The sequence below is a fragment of the Streptomyces sp. NPDC085931 genome (assembly GCF_044540565.1).
In the GTDB taxonomy this organism is placed as follows: domain Bacteria; phylum Actinomycetota; class Actinomycetes; order Streptomycetales; family Streptomycetaceae; genus Streptomyces.
Genome location: NZ_JBITSK010000001.1, coordinates 766,185 through 783,479 on the forward strand (window position 1 = coordinate 766,185; position 17,295 = coordinate 783,479).

A 17,295-nucleotide genomic window follows, 5' to 3' on the forward strand; every position below is an offset into this window, starting at 1 on the left:
GCGGCAGGCGCGAGCAATACGGCTCGGCGGGCGACTCGGAGATTGGTTGCGATCGGTGGGAACCGCGGCGAGGCGCGCCACGTTCAATGAGTGATGGCACGGTGACACAGTGCTACAGCAGATGTCGGACAGAGCGGTCTCGGACCATGAGGGCGGCCCGCTTGCTGGGCAGGTCGATCTCGGCGGAGAACCGGAAGCCGGCGGTGAGAAAAGCGGCGACGGAGGGGGTGTTGCGAATGTCGGGTTCCGCGATGACGCGTGCGCAGAAGGGTCGCCGCGCGAGAACGAGATCGGCCACGGCCCTGAGCAGCATGCCCCCCAGACCGCGCCCGCGGTCGGCGACGGCACCGACCAGAAGATGGAGTCCCGTGTCGTGGGGCCGGGCAGCGTAGTGGCGCGCCAGGGGGTCCAGGTCCGCCCGGTAGATCTCCCAGTAGCTCATCGGCTTGCCGTCCAGCACTCCGATGCACGGCACGCTGCGTCCGTCACCGGCGAGCTGTGCCCGCACGTGGTCCTCGGTCACGCTCGGCGGTCCTGACAGCTCCCAGAACTCCGCGGCGGCGGGGTCGTTCATCCACCGGCTGATGAGCGGCAGATCGCGTTCGACGCGGACAGGGACGAGGTGGAACAGGCCCACGGGTGTGCCGACCGGGGCCCAGTCGGCCACGCCGTCGAGCAGGTCGTCGTACGGCATGCGGGAGTCAAGAAGGGAGGTCGTGTAGTCACTCCGCCCTGCCGGACTGGGCGGCGCGGGCGTCTCCTCCTCGGCGATCAGGGCAAGGAGTTCGTCCGGAAGCCGGAGATCCATGGTGTCGTCGAGGTCTTCGGGGTCCTCGCGGTCCTCGCGGTCCTCGCGGTCCTCAGGACTGTCGCCGCCGTCGGTGTCCTCGCCGGGCCCGCCGCCGGCAGTGCCCGCACCCGGGTCCGTGCATCCGGGCCCACGGACGGTGGCGGCATCGGCTTCGGCTTCGGCTTCGACGGGGCAGGCCGTTCCGGCGGAAACAGGACTCGTCATCGGGGCGGACGGGTCGGCGGAAGGCACCAAACGCTCCTCTCAGAAAGGCGGATGGGGCATGTCCTCAGCGATGAAGGAGGTCGGTCATGGATCAGAGGGGATCGGGTGATCAGCAGTGCAGGGGGTTGGCGATGGTGACGTAGACGGACTGGGTGTCCACCGGCCCTACGAGTTCGTCGAGGCCGTGCAGCCGCGTGAGCAGGTTCGCCTTGCAGCGCAACACAGGTGAGTCGAGCAACCGGGCCGGCAGCGAAGTGCGGAGTCGAGCCGGGCCGGAGGCGACGGTCCCGAGGAAGCGACGGAAGGCGGCGAGGAGCAGTCGCTCGTCGGCCAGTCCCTGGGAGCCGAACGCGCCGACGAGACCCAGCACGTTGTTGACGCCCAGGTAGTAGGCGAGGCGTTCGTCGGCCACCTCGTCCCGGACGAAGGTGTCGCTCCGCTCGCCGATGCCGGGCAGCCGGGCGTCGAGTTCCGCGCGCCGGGACTCGCGGAAGTAGTAGCCCTGGTTGTCACGGTACCGACCGCCCGTGGGCCAGCCGTCGGCGTCCACCAGGAGCAGGGTGTTCTGCTGGTGCGCCTCCAGGGCGATGCCGGCCTCGCCGTCCAGCCACAGGACGGGACGCACCACGTGCTCCAGGTACCGCAGAAACCACTCGGCGGCGACGGCTCCGCGGGGCCGGCCGGTGCGGCGGGCGATGCCGGTGACGAGTTCGGACAGTCGGGAGTCCATGACCGGGCGTCGGGCCTCGGAGCGGGTTGCGAGGCTGCCCGGTCGGGTCGGTGGGCACGGGCGCGGTGAGACGAGTCCGGCGACGCAGGAGACATCGTCCGAGGGACTGAACGGGTTGTGGCGGATGACCACGTCCAGTCCGGGCAGCGGAGTGCCATTCGGCCCGTCCACGGCGAGCCAGGCGGGGTCGCGCACGATGTCGAAGCCTGGATGCTCGGCCCGCCATTGCTGCCCGAGGCCGCTGCGGAGCAGGCGATGGACCTCGACACCGCGGTGCAGTTCTTTACGAAGGTTCTCTCGACGGGAGTTGGTGATGCGTAGGCCCAGAGACAGTTTCAACATCGCGGGAGCACCGGACCGGTAGACGGTGCGCACGGAGGAGGTGGGGTGCCAGGGCGAGCCGTGCGGACCGAGGTCACGGAGCTGTCCGTTGTCCAACAGGGCGGCAATCTCCGGGCGGTGTCGGACGTCGCGTGCCTGCCAGGGGTGCAGGGGCAGCAGGGCGTGGCCGTCCGGCAGCGGCAGTCCGGACCCGGCCAGGCGGGCGGTGAGGGAGAAGGCCGGGACGGGACGGCCGCGTTCGGTCCAGCAGGAGTCGGTGGCGAGAACGGAGGGGGCGACTGCCATCCAGTGCAGACAGAAGGAACCGCGCAGTTCAGGTGAGTATCGGCGAGCCTCGGCCTCGGAGAGACCTTCGCGGCTCTTGGGTGTCGGGTGCAGGGGATGTCCGAGGACGAGTGCCTGCTCCCCTGCCAGGAAGAGATCGGGGGTGTCGGCCGGCTGTTCCCGGCGGTCGCTGACGAAGGTGGTGACCCTGCGGAGGGAATCGGCGACACCGGCGACGAGACCGATGCTGTCGTCACCGGCCGAAGCGACAGCATCAAGTTCGGCGGCCGGGGCGGAACTTGGCGCCATGCAGCCGGTGGGGCTCTCCCGGGCGAGCAGGGCGGCGACCGTCACGGCGTCGACCACTGGGGCATCGGCGGGCGCGTCGGCCAGGCGAGGAAGGCCGAAGCGGTGCCAGCCCGTCGGGGACCAGTAGCGAACCGGGACGAGGAGGGCCGTGCCGCTGGCGGGAAGGGCGATGCGAAGGACACCGTCGGAGGGAGAAGGTTGGTCGGTCTCGCGAACCCAGCAGCGCAGCAGGGTCTCCACGGATGCCAAGTGGGCGACGAGGCGGGGGTCGGGATGACACAGAAGGTCGGTGGCAGCCCCGTCACCGCGACCCTCCGGAGCGGTCCCTGCTGCCCCGAGTCGCTGACGAGGCAGGGCAGAAGCCACCGACGTCCCGGGGAGCGGGGGGTCGGCGGAGGCTCCTGTTCGCGTCGCGGTGTGGTCATCGGGAGCGGGGGTGGCGTTCAAAGGGAGGTACCTCAGAGGGGTGCGGGCCGTGTGGACCGGGGTGGGGGTGGCGAGGGCGTTCCCTCGGGCGAACGGAGTACGGACGAACGAGCGGGCGCCAGGGCGGCCTGCAGCGGTCAGGGCATGTGACGCGAAGCCGAAGTACGGCCCCGCTGTGGTGTCTTCATGCCCTGGTGGCAGCGCGCGGCCGCCCGGATCGCGTCTGTCAGACGGTCCAGTACGGCCGCCGCCTGTTCGTCGGTGATCGTCAGGGGCGGCAGCAGCCGCACGACGTTCGCGTGCCGGCCGCCGAGTCCGACGATGAGGCCTCGCCGCAGGCACTCCTGTTGAACCATGGCCGACAGCTCCCTGGCAGCCGGCTGTTCGGCAGGAGGCGGTTCCTCGGCCATGGGATGTTCCTCTGTCCCCGGCGGTCCCGGCTCCGACTCTCCCGCCGGGTCCACCAGTTCCACCCCGATCATCAGCCCTCTCCCCCGCACGTCACCCACGCACGCGAACTCATCTGAGAGTGAGCGCAGTTGGTCCAGCATCCGCGCGCCGAGGACGGACGCGCGCTCGGCTAGGAGGTTCTCCCGGACGTGGGCGAGGGTCGCCGTGCCCGCGGCCATGGCGAGTTGGTTGCCTCGGAAGGTGCCGGTGTGCGGAGCGGGTTCCCCGGAGCCGAGGTCGTCACGGTAGACCACAACGGCCAGGGGAAGGCTGCCGCCGATGGCTTCGGAGAGGACCATCACATCCGGGGTCACGCCACTGTGCTCCACCGCCCAGAAGGTGCCGGTGCGCCCGACGCCCGTCTGGATCTCATCGGCGATCAGCGGCACGGACCGGTCGGACGTGGCCTGCCGTACTCGTCGCAACCAGCCGTCCGGCGTGGGGAACACACCCCCCTCCCCCTGGACGGGTTCGACGATCACACCGGCCGGCAGTGCGGCAGCGTCAGCGCGGAAGAGGTCGGGGCGGTCCTGTGGGTAGGCCAGATGGACAACGCCGGTGTCACGACCGTCGAGGTCGTGACGCCCGGTCGCCGCGCGGACCAGTTCGACGGCCGTCCTCAGCGCGTCGCTGCCGGTGGGGCCGCAGAAGCGTACGCGGGCCCGGTCGGCGAGTCGTGGAGGCAGGGTATGGAAGAGCTCGGTGACGAAGGCGTCCTTGACGGGTGTCGCGAGATCGAGGGAGTTGAGGGGTGCGCCGGAGTCGAGGACCTTGCGGATGGCTTCGAGGACGACCGGGTGGTTGTGCCCGAGGGCGAGGGCGCCCGCACCGGAGAGGCAGTCGAGGTAGCGGCGACCGTCCGCGCCCTCGATGGTCATGCCTCGCGCGCGAACCGGCACGATGGGCAGCGCCCGGGCGTACGTCCGGGCGGCGGCTTCGCGGACGGACTGGCGGCGCGGGAATCCTTCCCTCGCGGTGCGCCCTCCCGGAACGCCGCCGTCCAAGGCCGGGATCCCGCCTCTCGGGGAGGAACCACCCACCTCCGAGCCAGGGCCACGCACCTCCGGGCCAGGGCCACCCACCTCCGAGCGGGCGCCGTCCATCGCCCGGCCGGAGCCAGCCACCGCCCCGCCACTGCCGGACATCGCCCGGCTGGCGCCACCCACCTCCGGGCTGGGTCCCCCTCCGGCAGCCGTGTCGTCGACGACACCGCCGGAGACGGTCCTCACCGGCGCTTGCCCCACAGCGGCCTCCTCTGACGCACAACCCCCAAGGGCGGATTCCGCCACGACTTCCCTGACCTCCCACTGGGCACGGGCCACCAGGGACCGCGCACAGACAGCAGACCCCACCGCTACCAACCCCGGACCGCTCACCCGGTTACGGGTTGCCTCAAGATCCTTTCCGTGACGGAACTGTTGCTGTTCCGTCGGGCCTCCCCCACAGCCACCGCATAGTGTGTGGTGCCGTTCCCGGACACGGTGTGTCGGCCCGAAGTCCCCGCGCATCAGCGGAGAACCACGGCAGATCCACCGGTTTCGTCCATGTTCGTCACCATCAGGGGGAGTCACATCATGCGATCCATCCGGCCGTCGTCCACCACACGCGGAGGGGGGAGGGCGCGCCGCAGGAACTCCCCCGTGCTGGCCGTCATAGCCCTCTCCTCGGCGCTCGCGCTCACCGCCACCGCCTGCGACTCGGGTGACACCGCGGCGGGCGGGGAGGCCTCCGCGTCCGCCACCGCCTCGGACGACGGCAAGCTCCGGATCCCGGACGACATCAGGGACCGGCTCCGCGAGCACGGGATCGACATCGACAAGTGGAAGAACGGCGCCTGGAAGAACTGGGACCGGGACGACTGGCTGCGCGAGGCCCACGAGTACGTCAACCCGATCATCGAGGGGCTGTGGAACCCGGACCGGATGCGGGAGGCGGAGGAGCCCGACCAGGGCGTCGCCGAGAGCGATCTCTCCGGTGACCAGGGCGTGACCGATCCCACGCCGAAGCCGGTCCGGGCGCAGGCCGTGCCGCCGTCGTACCACGCCGCGCTGCCCACGGCCGGGAAGGTGTTCTTCGACTCCCCCAAGGGCTCGGCCGTCTGCTCGGCGACGGTGGTGAAGGACCCGGCGCACCCGGGCAAGTCCAACCTGGTGTGGACGGCGGGCCACTGCGTGCACGCGGGCAAGAAGGGCGGCTGGTACCGCAACATCGCGTTCGTGCCGTCGTACAACGACGACGGCCAGTCGGTCCAGGAGCTGGAGAACGCCACTCGCGAGGACGTCGCTCCCTACGGTGTCTGGTGGGGCGACTGGGCGCAGACCTCGGACCAGTGGATCGAGCAGGGCGGTTCGACGGGCGGTGACGGCGCGCCGTACGACTTCGCCGTCATCCATGTGACGCCGGAGAAGGGCAGCGGCGGCAAGTCGCTGGAGGAGACGGTCGGTTCGGCGCTGCCGGTCGACTTCAACGCTCCCGCCGTACCGCAGGTCGAGAGCGTCACGGCGATCGGCTACCCGGCGGCGCCTCCGTACGACGGGCAGAAGCTGTACCGGTGCCAGGACCGGCCGGGACGGCTGTCGCTCGCGGCGTCGGACCCGACGATGTACCGGATCGGCTGCACCATGACCGGTGGTTCGTCGGGAGGCGGCTGGGTCGCCACCGGCTCGGACGGCAAGCCCGCGCTGGTGTCCAACACCTCGATCGGCCCGGTGACGTCGGGCTGGCTGGCGGGGCCGCGCCTGGGCGAGGCGGCGAAGGGCGTGTTCGGCTCGGTCAGCGAGAAGTTCGCGGGCCGGTAGGTCCGGGGCCGGCTCACCACGTCACGGGCTTGGCGCCCGCCGAAACCCGCCGCAGAACAGCGGACACACAGCCGACACCCACCCATCACCAAGCACCGATCGCCAAGCACCAATCACTCAGCACCAGCACCAGCACCAGCACCAGCACCAAACACTTACGCACCAACGGGGGTCATCGCACCATGCGTTCCACACGTACGCCCGCACCGAGGCGTGGGCGGCGCACCGTTCTCGCCGCCGGCGGGCTCGTCGCCGCCCTGGCGCTCACCGCCACCGCCTGTGGCGGCTCGGCGGACTCGGCGGACTCGGCGAGTGACAAGCCCGAAGCCACCGCCTCGCAGGCGCCGGACGCCGGCGGCAAGGTCGAGATCCCGGCCGATCTCGCCGGCAAGCTCAAGGAACACGGCATCGACGTCGACAAGTGGAAGGACGGCGGCTGGAAGAACTGGCACCGGGACCAGTGGCTCAGTGAGGCCAGGGACTTCGTCAACCCGGTGATCGAGGGCCTGTGGAAGCCGGAGCGGATGCAGTCCGCCGAGGAGGCCGACAAGACGGTCACGACGAAGGACGCGTCGGCCGGGCAGGGCATCAGCGATCCGGAACCGTCGCCCGTGGCCGCGCAGGCCGAGAAGACGCCGTACCACCGCAACGCGGCGCCGGTCGGCAAGGTCTTCTTCGACTCCCCCGACGGCCCGGCGGTCTGCTCCGGCACCGTGATCAAGGACGTCAATCACCCGGGCAAGTCCAACCTGGTGTGGACGGCGGGCCACTGCGTGCACGCGGGTGGCAACGGCGGCTGGTACCGGAACATCGTGTTCGTCCCGGCCTACAACGACCTCGGCGAGTCCGACGCGGAACTGAGCAACGCCGACCCGACGGAGATCGCCCCGTACGGCAACTGGTGGGCGGACTGGGCCTCGACGTCGAACCAGTGGATCCAGGGCGGTTCGGAGACGGGCGGTGACGGTGCCGCGTACGACTACGCCGTGCTGCACGTGAAGCCCGAGCAGGGGGCGAAGTCGCTGGAGGAGACGGTCGGTGCCGCGCTGGACGTGGACTTCTCCGCCCCGTCCGCGGCGGAGGCCGCCAAGATGGGCGCCTGGGGCTACCCGGCCGCGCCGCCCTACAACGGCCTGAAGATGTTCAAGTGCGTCGACGCCCCGGGCCGGTTCTCGCTCAGCCCGAGCCTGCCGACGATGTACCGCATCGGCTGCACCATGACCGGCGGTTCGTCCGGCGGCGGCTGGTTCCGGGTGCTGAACGGCAAGTCCGTGCTGGTGTCCAACACCTCGATCGGTCCGGCCGACAACACCTGGCTGGCGGGCCCGCAGCTGGGCCGCGACGCCGAGGCGCTCTACCAGAACATGAGCAAGACCTACGGCGGCCGCTGACCCGCGCACACGACGAGGCCCGCCCCCGATCGAATCGTGGGCGGGCCTCGTCGTTCGGCCGGTCAAACCAACCGCTCGGCCGGTATGGCCAACCGCCCGGCCAGTAAGGCCAACCGCGCCAGGCCGGTCAGACCACCGCGCCAGGCCGGTCGGGCCGGCGGCGTCAGGCCGGTCAGGCGAGCGGCGCCGGGACGTACGGCGTGAGTTCCGCCGCGAGTTCCTCGTGCACCCGCACCTTGAGCAGCGTGCCCTCCGGCGTGTGCTCCTCGGAGATCACGTCGCCCTCGTCGTGGGCGCGGGCGACGAGCTTGCCGTGCGTGTACGGCACGAGCGCCTCGATCTCGACCGAGGGGCGCGGCAGCTCGTTGTCGATGAGCGCGAGGAGTTCCTCGATGCCCTGGCCGGTGCGGGCCGAGACGGCCATGGACCGCTTCTCGACCCGCAGCAGCCGCTGCAGCGTCAGCGGGTCGGCCGCGTCCGCCTTGTTGATCACGACGATCTCGGGCACGCCGGTGGCGCCGACGTCCCTGATCACCTCGCGCACGGCGGCCAGCTGCTCCTCCGGGTTCGGGTGCGAACCGTCCACCACGTGCAGGATCAGGTCGGACTCGCCGACCTCCTCCATCGTGGAGCGGAACGCCTCGACCAGGTGGTGCGGCAGATGGCGCACGAAGCCGACGGTGTCGGCCAGCGTGTACAGCCGGCCGCTCGGGGTCTCGGCCCGGCGCACGGTCGGGTCGAGGGTCGCGAACAGGGCGTTCTCGACCAGCACGCCCGCGCCCGTGAGGCGGTTGAGCAGCGAGGACTTTCCGGCGTTGGTGTAGCCCGCGATGGCCACGGACGGCACCTTGTGGCGCTTGCGCTCCTGGCGCTTGATCTCGCGGCCGGTCTTCATCTCCGCGATCTCCCGGCGCATCTTCGCCATCTTCTCGCGGATCCGCCGCCGGTCCGTCTCGATCTTGGTCTCACCGGGCCCGCGGGTGGCGAGGCCGCCGCCCTTGCCGCCGCCCATCTGCCGGGACAGCGACTGACCCCAGCCGCGGAGCCTCGGCAGCATGTACTGCATCTGCGCGAGCGCGACCTGGGCCTTGCCCTCTCGGGACTTGGCGTGCTGGGCGAAGATGTCCAGGATCAGGGCCGTACGGTCGATGACCTTGACCTTGACGACGTCTTCGAGGTGGATGAGCTGGCCCGGGCTGAGCTCACCGTCGCAGATGACGGTGTCCGCGCCGGACTCGAGGACGATGTCCCGCAGCTCCTCGGCCTTGCCGGAGCCGATGTATGTGGCCGCGTCGGGCTTGTCGCGGCGCTGGATCACGCCGTCGAGCACCAGCGCGCCCGCTGTCTCGGCGAGGGCGGCGAGTTCCGCGAGGGAGTTCTCCGCGTCCTGCGCGGTTCCCGAGGTCCACACCCCGACGAGCACGACCCGCTCCAGGCGGAGCTGGCGGTACTCGACCTCGGTGACGTCCTCGAGCTCGGTGGAGAGGCCCGCCACACGGCGCAGGGCCGCGCGCTCGGAGCGGTCGAACTGGTCGCCGTCCCGCTCTCCGTCGATCTCGTGGCTCCAGGCGACGTCCTCTTCCATCAGGGCATCGGCCCGAAGACCTTCGGGGTGGCTGTGCGCGAAGCGCTTGGTGTCCTGGGAAGGGGAAGAAGAGGAGGTCATTGGATCCTTACGTAGCTGGGAAACCGATGTCGGCGACGGAGAGCCGAGGGCCGGTCCGTCACTGTGCACAACGCATGGGCACTCCGGGAGATTCCCGGCGTCCCGCCCCGCGCCGCGCCGACCTCAAGATGTTCGCACGGCACGGGGCGTCTCGTCACCGTGTTATCGCGCGCCTCCCCCGGCGGAGACGGTGGATGCCGCGGGCTTCGCGGGCTCCCCAGGCTTCCCGGGCTTCCCGGGCTCCTCCGGCTTCCAGTCCGGGTGCCCCGGCATCGGCGGGGTCTTCTCGGCGTACAGCCAGCCCTGGAAGAAGGCGTCCAGGTCGCGTCCGGAGATCTCGGCGGCGAGCCGGACGAAGTCCCGCGTGCCGGCCGTGCCGTCCTGGTGGCGGCTCACCCACGCGCGCTGGAGTCGTTCGAACGCCGGGCGGCCGATCTCCTGGCGCAGGGCGTACAGGACGAGCGCGGCGCCGTCGTAGACGTTGGGCCGGAAGATGTCGGTCTTCTGGCCGGGCTCGGGTGCCTTGGGGGCGGCGGGCGGTCCGCCGGACTCGCGCCAGCGGTCGGAGGCGCCGTAGGCGAGTCTCATCCGGTCCCGCATCGGCTTTCCGGCCTGTTCCTCGGCGTAGAGCGCCTCGTACCAGGTGGCGTGTCCCTCGTTGAGCCACAGGTCGGACCAGGTGCGCGGGGTGACGCTGTCGCCGAACCACTGGTGGGCCAGCTCGTGCACCATGATCGACTCGACGTACCAGGCGGGGTAGACGGGCTCGGTGAACAGCTCCCGTTCGAAGAGGGAGAGCGTCTGGGTCTCCAGTTCGAAGCCGGTGGAGGCGTCGGCCGCGAGGACGCCGTAGGTCTCGAAGGGGTAGCGGCCGACCTTGTTCTCCATCCAGGTGATCTGCGCGGGGGTCTTCTCCAGCCAGGGTTCCAGTGCCTCGCGGTACCGGGTGGGGACGACGTCCCGCACGGGCAGGCCGTGCGGGCCGGTGCGGTGCAGCACCGTGGAGCGGCCGATGGAGACCTGGGTGAGCTCGGTGGCCATGGGGTGCCGGGTGCGGTACGTCCAGGTGGTCTGCCCGCCGGACCGGTCCACACCGTCCGGCAGACCGTTGGCCACGGCGGTGTGGCCGTCGGGCGCGGTGACCCGGATGGTGAACATGGCCTTGTCGGACGGGTGGTCGTTGCAGGGGAAGACCAGGTGTGCGGCGTCGGCCTGGTTGGCCATGGCGAGGCCGTCCCCGGTGCGCACCCAGCCGCCCTCACGGCCCTCGGCGGGCACGGGGTCGCTGGTGTGGCGCACGGTGATGCGCATCCAGTTGTCGTCCGACACGGAGTCCTCGGGCGTGATCACCAGGTCCTCGCCGGCCGTGCGGAACCGGGCGGGGTCCCCGTCGACCTCGACCGATTCGACCGTGCCGTGCGCGAAGTCCAGGTTGATCCGGTCCAGGTCGGCGGTGGTCCACGCGTCGATGGTGGTGACGGCCCGCAGCGGCTCGCTGTTGGTGCCGGGGTAGGTGAAGGACAGGTCGTAGGCGGCGACGTCGTAGCCGGGGTTGCCCAGGTGCGGGAAGAGGCGGTCGCCGACGCCGAGCGGGACGGCGGGGGCGCTCGCGGCGACGAGGCAGACGGAGACGGCCGAGGCGAGCAGGGCGGCGGACGTCCGCCTGCGTGCGGGGGAGGAGGGCGTGAGGGGCATGCCTCACGGCTATCAGCGCCCCTGAGCGCGGCGCGGGCGACGCGCGTCCGGCCCACCCGAACCGGGGAGGGGCCTGCGCCGCCTGCCGTCTCAGGCGCCCTGCGTCTGCGGCTGCGCCCGGCTGACGTCGTACACCCCGGCCACGTTCCGCATCGCGCGCATCAGGGCGGGCAGGTGGGCCGCGTCCGGGAGCTGCACGGTGTAGGTGTGCCGGACCTGCTGCTGGGTCGGGGGTTCGACGGTCGCGGAGACGATCTCGGCGCCTTCGACGGCCATGGCCTCGGTGAGGTCGGCGAGCAGATGGGGACGGACGAACGATTCGGCGACCAGGGTGACCCGGCACTCGGTGGCATCGCCCCAGCGCACGCCGATCTCCGCACGGCCTCCGTCCTTCATGCGCGCCACCACCGGGCACTCCACGCGGTGCACCGTGACCACTCCGCCGCGGACGGCGAAGCCGGTGATCCCGTCGGGCGGGACGGGCGTACAGCACCGGGCGAGCCGTACGGTCGCGCCCGGCACGTCCGCGAGGACGTCGCCGCCGGCGGGGCGGGCGCCGGGCTGCTCGGGGGCGGGGGCCGCCGCTGTCTCCGGGCCGGGCCGGCCGACGGGACGGGGCGTGGCCGTACGGTCGGCGGAGGGCCGGTCGGTGTCGGCATCCCGTGCCGCGTGCTCCTGGGCGGCTGCCTGGGCCGGGTGGGCGGCCAGCCAGCGCTGGATGGCGATCCGGGCCGCGGGCGTGTGGGCGTGCTCCAACCACTCCCGGGAGGGCTCGGAGGCCGGGTCCTGGCCCATGAGGAGCTGGACGGTGTCGCCGTCCCGCAGCACGGTGGACAGCGTCGCCAGCCGGCCGTTGACGCGGGCCCCGATGCAGGCGTGCGCGTCGTCCCCGTACTGCGCGTAGGCGGCGTCCACGCAGGTCGCGCCCTCGGGCAGGCCGAGTGTGCCGCCGTCGGGCCGGAAGACGGTGATCTCGCGGTCCTGGGCCAGGTCCTCGCGCAGGGTCGACCAGAAGTGGTCGGGGTCGGGCGCGGCCTCCTGCCAGTCGAGGAGCCGGGAGAGCCAGCCGGGGCGGGTGGGGTCGACGCGCTCGCCGTCGGCCGGGTCGTCGGGGGCGGGGGCGTAGGGGTTGCCGAGGGCGACGACTCCGGCCTCGGCGACCTTGTGCATCTGGTGGGTGCGGATGAGGACTTCGACGACCTGGCCGTCCGCCCGGGCGACGGCCGTGTGCAGCGACTGGTACAGGTTGAACTTCGGTACGGCGATGAAGTCCTTGAACTCCGAGACCACCGGCGTCATACAGGTGTGCAGCTCGCCCAGGACGCCGTAGCAGTCGGCGTCCTCGCCGACCAGGACCAGCAGGCGGCCGAAGTCGGAGCCGCGGAGCCGGCCGCGTTTGCGGGAGACGCGGTGCACGGAGACGAAGTGGCGCGGGCGGATGAGGACTTCGGCCGTGATGCCCGCCTCGCGCAGTACGGCGCGCACCTCGTCGGCGACCTCGGCGAGCGGGTCGTCGGCGCGGTCGGCGTTGCGGACGATCAGCTCCCTGGTGTGCGCGTACTCCTCGGGGTGCAGGATGGCGAACACCAGGTCTTCGAGTTCGGTCTTGAGGGCCTGGACGCCGAGCCGTTCGGCGAGCGGGATGAGCACGTCACGTGTCACCTTCGCGATGCGCTCCTGTTTCTCGGGGCGCATGACGCCGAGGGTGCGCATGTTGTGCAGCCGGTCGGCGAGTTTGATGGACATCACGCGGACGTCGTTGCCGGTGGCGACGAGCATCTTGCGGAACGTCTCGGGTTCGGCGGCGGCGCCGTAGTCGACCTTCTCCAGCTTGGTGACGCCGTCGACGAGGTAGCGGACCTCCTCGCCGAACTGCTCGCCCACCTGGTCGAGCGTCACGTCCGTGTCCTCGACGGTGTCGTGCAGCAGGGACGCGGTCAACGTCGTGGTCTCCGCACCGAGTTCGGCGAGGATCAGGGTCACGGCGAGCGGGTGCGTGATGTACGGCTCGCCGCTCTTGCGCATCTGCCCGCGGTGCGAGGACTCGGCCAGGATGTACGCGCGGCGCAGCGGTTCGAGGTCCGCGTCGGGGTGATGGGCGCGGTGGGCCTCGACGACGTGGCTGATGGCGTCGGGCAGCCGGTCCCGGGCGGCGGGGCCGAGCAGCGCGGCTCTGCCCAGGCGGCGCAGATCGATCCGGGGGCGGGCCTTTCTGCGCGGCGCTGTCGGCGTCACCGGCCCCGACACCGCGCCCGGCATCGGGCCTGGGGTCACGGGATTCGTGGCCTCCGCACTCATGGGCACCTCCGGCTGCGTCAACCGGCGGACGGGGTGCCCCAGGGCGGACACGGCTCAGGGGGCGGCTTCGGTCCCCCGTCCGGGCCGGTGCTTGATGCTATCGAGCCCACCACGCGTGGCTGACCGCCTCTCGCCGAGCGTGAAACTGATCACCCATTCGAGGGACGAATGTGAGGTTTGTACCCTCGTGCGGGGTGACCCCAGTGGTCGTGTTCCCGCCAAGTGGCCGGTTCCGTACGGTGTTTTCGGTCGGGCCGCCTCCGGGACGGTGGCGCCGTCTCACCCCCGCGGGACGGCCTCCAGCCAGTCCGCGTCGATCTCGCCCTCGGCCACGATCACCGCCGGGCCGGTCATCTCGATCTCGCCGTCGGGCCGCTCGGTGATCACGAGGGTGCCGCCGGGGACGTCCACGGTGTACGTCACCGGCGTGCCGGTGACCGCCGGGTCGGCGCCGTCGCGGCGGGCGGTGGCCACGGCGACCGCGCACGCGCCCGTGCCGCAGGAGCGGGTCTCGCCGGAGCCGCGCTCGTGCACGCGCAGCGCGACGTGCCGGGGGCCGCGGTCGACGACGAACTCGACGTTCACCCCGTCCGGGTAGACGGAGGCCGGGCTGACGGGCGGCGGGTTGTACAGGTCGCCGGCGTGCGCCAGGTCGTCGACGAAGGCCACGGCGTGCGGATTGCCCATGTTCACGTTGCGCGCGGGCCAGCTGCGCTCGCCGACGCTCACGGTGACCCCGTCACCGGGGAGCAGCGCCTTGCCCATGCCGACGGTGATGTCGCCGTCCTTGGCGAGGTGCACGGTCTTCACACCTCCGCGGGTGGCGACCGCGAGGTCCCCCTCGGTCACATGCCCGGCGCGCTGGAGGTAGCGCGCGAAGACCCGCACGCCGTTGCCGCACATCTCCGCGACCGAGCCGTCGCCGTTGCGGTAGTCCATGAACCACTCCGCCTCGGCCGCCATGCTCCTGGCCTCGGGGTGCGCGGCGGACCGCACCACGTGCAGCAGGCCGTCACCGCCGATGCCCGCGCGGCGGTCGCACAGGGCGGCGACGGCGGCCGGGGGCAGGTCGATGGCGTTCTCCGGGTCCGGGACGATCACGAAGTCGTTCTCGGTGCCGTGACCCTTGAGGAAGGCGATCCGCGTGCTCATGCCCCGATCGTACGGCGCGCTTCCCGGGGAGGGCGGGGCGGATGGCATCGTGGGCCGGCGGACCGAGGGGGCGAGGGGACGGCTGACGCACCAGCCTGCTGCGGGTGCCGCGCGGGCGCCGGTTCGTCGGGCGCGTGGCGCCGTTCCCCGGGCCTCTCCGGGGCTCCCCCGCGCGCGGCGTCAGCGGAGCCGGGCCACCCGCCACACGGCCAGGACGACCACCGCGGCCACCATCACCGCGTACGCGAGGACGACCCGCCAGTCCGCTCTGCGGCCGGAGCCCTTGGCCGGGAGGCCGGGCCAGGTGTAGCCGACGCGGCGGGCCGCCATCATCCCCCAGCCGGCCGCGCAGGAGCAGATCAGCAGGCCGAGCATGGCGATGACGGCCCCGCTGTCGCCGAAGTCGAAGGCGAGCGGGAAGGCGAACATGAGGGAGCCGAGCGCCGCGAGTGCGACGATGGGCGCGAGCTGCCAGATGCGCAGCCGGCGCTGCGGGCGCAGCTCCACCTCGACCTCGTCCGCGAACATCTCGTCGGGCTCGGGGCCGTCGTCGGTCACACTCGGCGTCTCGTCGGGACCGTCGGAGCTGAGGCGGTCCGCGTCCTGCTCCGGTCCGTCCTCGTGCTCCGGCACATCCCGCTCGGCGGTGATGTGATCGGTGCTTCGTGCGGTGTCGCGAGGGCCGGCCTCCATCGCCACGCGCCCTCCCAACTAGGACTCAACTCGGTCGATCGAAGCTCGATGATGGCACGCCGCCGAAGGACCGGATGACGGCCTGGGCGTCCCGATGCCATGACGTGATCAGGCTGTAACCGGTCGTTCGACCAAGGACAGCGCGAGCTGCGGAAGTTCCGCGAGATCGGCCGCAGCCCCACTCAACCAGTGCACCCGTGGATCGCGCCTGAACCATGAATCCTGACGGCGCGCGAAGCGCTTGGTGGCACGGACGGTCTCGGTCCGCGCCTGCTCCATCGTGCACTCGCCGGCGAGCGCCGCGAGGACCTGCTGGTAGCCGAGCGCGCGCGAGGCCGTACGCCCTTCGCGCAGTCCGTGCGCCTCCAGCTCCCGCACCTCGTCCACGAGTCCGGCGTCCCACATCCGGTCGACCCGGCGCGCGATGCGCTCGTCCAGTTCGGGGCGGGCCACGTCGACGCCGATCTGGAGCGTGTCGTAGACCGAGTCGTGGCCGGGGAGGTTGGCGGTGAAGGGCTTGCCGGTGATCTCGATGACCTCCAGGGCCCGTACGACCCGGCGTCCGTTGCTCGGCAGGATGGCGCGGGCCGCCTCGGGGTCGGCGGCGGCCAGACGGGCGTGCAGCGCGCCCGAGCCGCGCAGGGTGAGTTCCTCCTCCAGGCGGGCCCGGACCTCGGGGTCGGTGCCGGGGAACTCCAGGTTGTCGACGGCTCCCCGGACGTACAGGCCCGAGCCGCCGACCAGGATCGGCCAGCGGCCCGCGGCGAGCAGCGCGTCGATCCGCGCCCGGGCCAGACGCTGGTACTCGGCGACGGACGCGGTCACCGTGACGTCCCAGATGTCCAGGAGGTGGTGCGGGATGCCGCCGCGCTCCTCGGGCGTCAGCTTGGCGGTGCCGATGTCCATCCCTCGGTAGAGCTGCATGGAGTCGGCGTTGACGACCTCACCGCCCAGTCGCTGGGCCAGGAAGACACCCAGATCGGACTTTCCGGCCGCAGTGGGACCGACGACGGCGATGACGCGGGGGGCGGGGGGTGCGCTGCTCACCGACCCAGTCTCGCAAACCCCGAACCCCGCTCTCGAACGAGTTACGTGACGCCACGGCCCCGGGGTCGTTGCCCGTTGCGAGGTTCCTGCCGCCGGATCACGGAGGCGGTGGCCCGGGCCGCGCAAACGGACGCACCGGGCGACGCGGGATTTCGCCCGCACGAGTAACGTATGGAGTGGATATGGGCGTTTTTGCACGACTTCTCCGGCGGTCCAAGGCCACGGGGGAGGCGCCTGCCGCCGAGGCCGGGAGCGACGCGGCGAAGACCGGGGCCGAGACGGAGGAGGCGGCGACCGCCGAGGCGAAGACGGCCGAAGGAGCAGCGGAGGGCACCGGGCCGGCGGTCGAGGGCGCCGAGGGCACCGACGGCGAGGGCGTGGACATCCCCAAGCAGCAGTGCACCGACAAGGCGGCCGACAACGAGGCCGGTGAGGGCGCCCGTACGTGACCGCCCCGCGCGAGGGAAGGTGAACCATGGGTCTCCTGGACAACGTGAAGGCCAAGCTGGGCCCGGCGAAGGGCAAGGTCTCGCACCTCGCGCAGCGGCACGAGGACAAGATCCAGCACGGTCTCGACAAGGCCGCACAGGTCGTCGACAAGAGGACCAAGGGCAAGTACAGCGACAGGATCCAGTCGGGTACGGGCAAGGCCAAGGGCGCCATGGGCCGACTCGCGCACCGGAGCGACGACGGACCGGACCCGGGCGGCACCACCCCGCCGCCGGGCGCGGCCACTCCACCGGCGGGCACTGCCACATCGCCCGCAGGTACTGCCACACCACCCGCCGGTACTGCCACACCGGCGGCCGGGGCGACGCAACCGGCCGGTGAGGCGACTCGGCAGCCGGGCGGGACGGCCCAACCGCCGAGCGGGGCGGCACCGCCGCCGAGTGGTGTGACCCCCCCGCCGGACGCGGGCGCTACGGAGCCGCCGCGGGACGCGTCCGGCACCGCGTCGCCGGACGACTCGCCACCGCCGGTTTCCTGACCCCTGCGTCGGCACGGCGAAGGGCACATCG

General features: G+C 71.9%; 13 protein-coding genes. 4 read left to right on the forward strand and 9 right to left on the reverse strand.

The window, feature by feature from the left end:
* Positions 1 to 112: 112 nt before the first annotated feature.
* From ACIGAN_RS03200 to ACIGAN_RS03210, 3 genes are all read right to left on the reverse strand, one after another.
* A complete protein-coding gene (locus ACIGAN_RS03200) occupies positions 113 to 1,042 on the reverse strand; it encodes a GNAT family N-acetyltransferase (protein WP_399854582.1) in 930 nt (309 codons plus the stop codon).
* Positions 1,043 to 1,124: 82 nt separating this feature from the next.
* Positions 1,125 to 3,107, reverse strand: coding sequence for an IucA/IucC family protein (locus tag ACIGAN_RS03205; protein WP_399854583.1), 1,983 nt, complete (start codon positions 3,105 to 3,107; stop codon positions 1,125 to 1,127).
* Positions 3,108 to 3,223: 116 nt separating this feature from the next.
* Entirely contained in the window at positions 3,224 to 4,639 is a 1,416-nt protein-coding gene (locus ACIGAN_RS03210) for an aminotransferase class III-fold pyridoxal phosphate-dependent enzyme (protein ID WP_399854631.1), read from the reverse strand.
* Between the two features lie 471 nt (positions 4,640 to 5,110).
* On the opposite strand from ACIGAN_RS03210, the gene ACIGAN_RS03215 reads away from it, so the two are divergent.
* Positions 5,111 to 6,334: a trypsin-like serine peptidase gene (locus ACIGAN_RS03215; protein ID WP_399854584.1), complete on the forward strand. Its 1,224-nt coding sequence runs from the start codon at positions 5,111 to 5,113 to the stop codon at positions 6,332 to 6,334.
* A 182-nt stretch (positions 6,335 to 6,516) separates the two neighbouring features.
* Positions 6,517 to 7,725, forward strand: coding sequence for a trypsin-like serine peptidase (locus ACIGAN_RS03220; RefSeq protein WP_399854585.1), 1,209 nt, complete (start codon positions 6,517 to 6,519; stop codon positions 7,723 to 7,725).
* A gap of 172 nt (positions 7,726 to 7,897) precedes the next feature.
* Here the strand turns inward: ACIGAN_RS03220 and hflX are convergent, their stop codons facing one another.
* The 6 genes from hflX to miaA all read right to left on the reverse strand — a co-directional run bounded on the left by hflX (position 7,898) and on the right by miaA (position 16,276).
* Positions 7,898 to 9,391 carry a GTPase HflX gene (hflX, locus tag ACIGAN_RS03225; RefSeq protein ID WP_365741095.1) on the reverse strand — a complete coding sequence of 498 codons (1,494 nt, stop codon included), beginning with the start codon at positions 9,389 to 9,391 and terminating at the stop codon, positions 7,898 to 7,900.
* A gap of 162 nt (positions 9,392 to 9,553) precedes the next feature.
* Positions 9,554 to 11,086 carry a M1 family metallopeptidase gene (locus ACIGAN_RS03230; protein WP_399854586.1) on the reverse strand — a complete coding sequence of 511 codons (1,533 nt, stop codon included), beginning with the start codon at positions 11,084 to 11,086 and terminating at the stop codon, positions 9,554 to 9,556.
* Between the two features lie 90 nt (positions 11,087 to 11,176).
* Positions 11,177 to 13,384: a RelA/SpoT family protein gene (locus ACIGAN_RS03235; protein ID WP_399854587.1), complete on the reverse strand. Its 2,208-nt coding sequence runs from the start codon at positions 13,382 to 13,384 to the stop codon at positions 11,177 to 11,179.
* A gap of 279 nt (positions 13,385 to 13,663) precedes the next feature.
* Positions 13,664 to 14,536 carry a diaminopimelate epimerase gene (gene dapF / locus ACIGAN_RS03240; protein ID WP_399854588.1) on the reverse strand — a complete coding sequence of 291 codons (873 nt, stop codon included), beginning with the start codon at positions 14,534 to 14,536 and terminating at the stop codon, positions 13,664 to 13,666.
* 180 nt (positions 14,537 to 14,716) lie between these two features.
* The gene (locus ACIGAN_RS03245; protein ID WP_399854632.1) at positions 14,717 to 15,229 is read right to left on the reverse strand and encodes a hypothetical protein; all 513 of its coding nucleotides are present in this window, start codon (positions 15,227 to 15,229) and stop codon (positions 14,717 to 14,719) included.
* A gap of 108 nt (positions 15,230 to 15,337) precedes the next feature.
* A complete protein-coding gene (miaA, locus tag ACIGAN_RS03250) occupies positions 15,338 to 16,276 on the reverse strand; it encodes a tRNA (adenosine(37)-N6)-dimethylallyltransferase MiaA (RefSeq protein WP_399854589.1) in 939 nt (312 codons plus the stop codon).
* A 182-nt stretch (positions 16,277 to 16,458) separates the two neighbouring features.
* Here miaA and ACIGAN_RS03255 point away from each other — a divergent pair, with 182 nt between their 5' ends.
* Complete coding sequence (locus ACIGAN_RS03255) at positions 16,459 to 16,725, forward strand: hypothetical protein (protein WP_365741085.1); 267 nt, start codon at positions 16,459 to 16,461, stop codon at positions 16,723 to 16,725.
* A gap of 26 nt (positions 16,726 to 16,751) precedes the next feature.
* Positions 16,752 to 17,264: an antitoxin gene (locus ACIGAN_RS03260; RefSeq protein WP_399854590.1), complete on the forward strand. Its 513-nt coding sequence runs from the start codon at positions 16,752 to 16,754 to the stop codon at positions 17,262 to 17,264.
* Positions 17,265 to 17,295 lie beyond the last annotated feature (31 nt).

Bases quoted from the DNA above. Each gene is read 5' to 3' on its own strand.
- ACIGAN_RS03255 (WP_365741085.1), top strand. From the start codon at position 16,459: ATGGGCGTTTTTGCACGACTTCTCCGGCGGTCCAAGGCCACGGGGGAG.
- ACIGAN_RS03260 (WP_399854590.1), top strand. From the start codon at position 16,752: ATGGGTCTCCTGGACAACGTGAAGGCCAAGCTGGGCCCGGCGAAGGGC.
- ACIGAN_RS03215 (WP_399854584.1), top strand. From the start codon at position 5,111: ATGCGATCCATCCGGCCGTCGTCCACCACACGCGGAGGGGGGAGGGCG.
- hflX (WP_365741095.1), bottom strand. From the start codon at position 9,391: ATGACCTCCTCTTCTTCCCCTTCCCAGGACACCAAGCGCTTCGCGCAC.
- dapF (WP_399854588.1), bottom strand. From the start codon at position 14,536: ATGAGCACGCGGATCGCCTTCCTCAAGGGTCACGGCACCGAGAACGAC.
- ACIGAN_RS03210 (WP_399854631.1), bottom strand. From the start codon at position 4,639: ATGGACGGCGCCCGCTCGGAGGTGGGTGGCCCTGGCCCGGAGGTGCGT.
- ACIGAN_RS03230 (WP_399854586.1), bottom strand. From the start codon at position 11,086: ATGCCCCTCACGCCCTCCTCCCCCGCACGCAGGCGGACGTCCGCCGCC.
- ACIGAN_RS03235 (WP_399854587.1), bottom strand. From the start codon at position 13,384: ATGAGTGCGGAGGCCACGAATCCCGTGACCCCAGGCCCGATGCCGGGC.
- ACIGAN_RS03220 (WP_399854585.1), top strand. From the start codon at position 6,517: ATGCGTTCCACACGTACGCCCGCACCGAGGCGTGGGCGGCGCACCGTT.
- ACIGAN_RS03245 (WP_399854632.1), bottom strand. From the start codon at position 15,229: ATGGAGGCCGGCCCTCGCGACACCGCACGAAGCACCGATCACATCACC.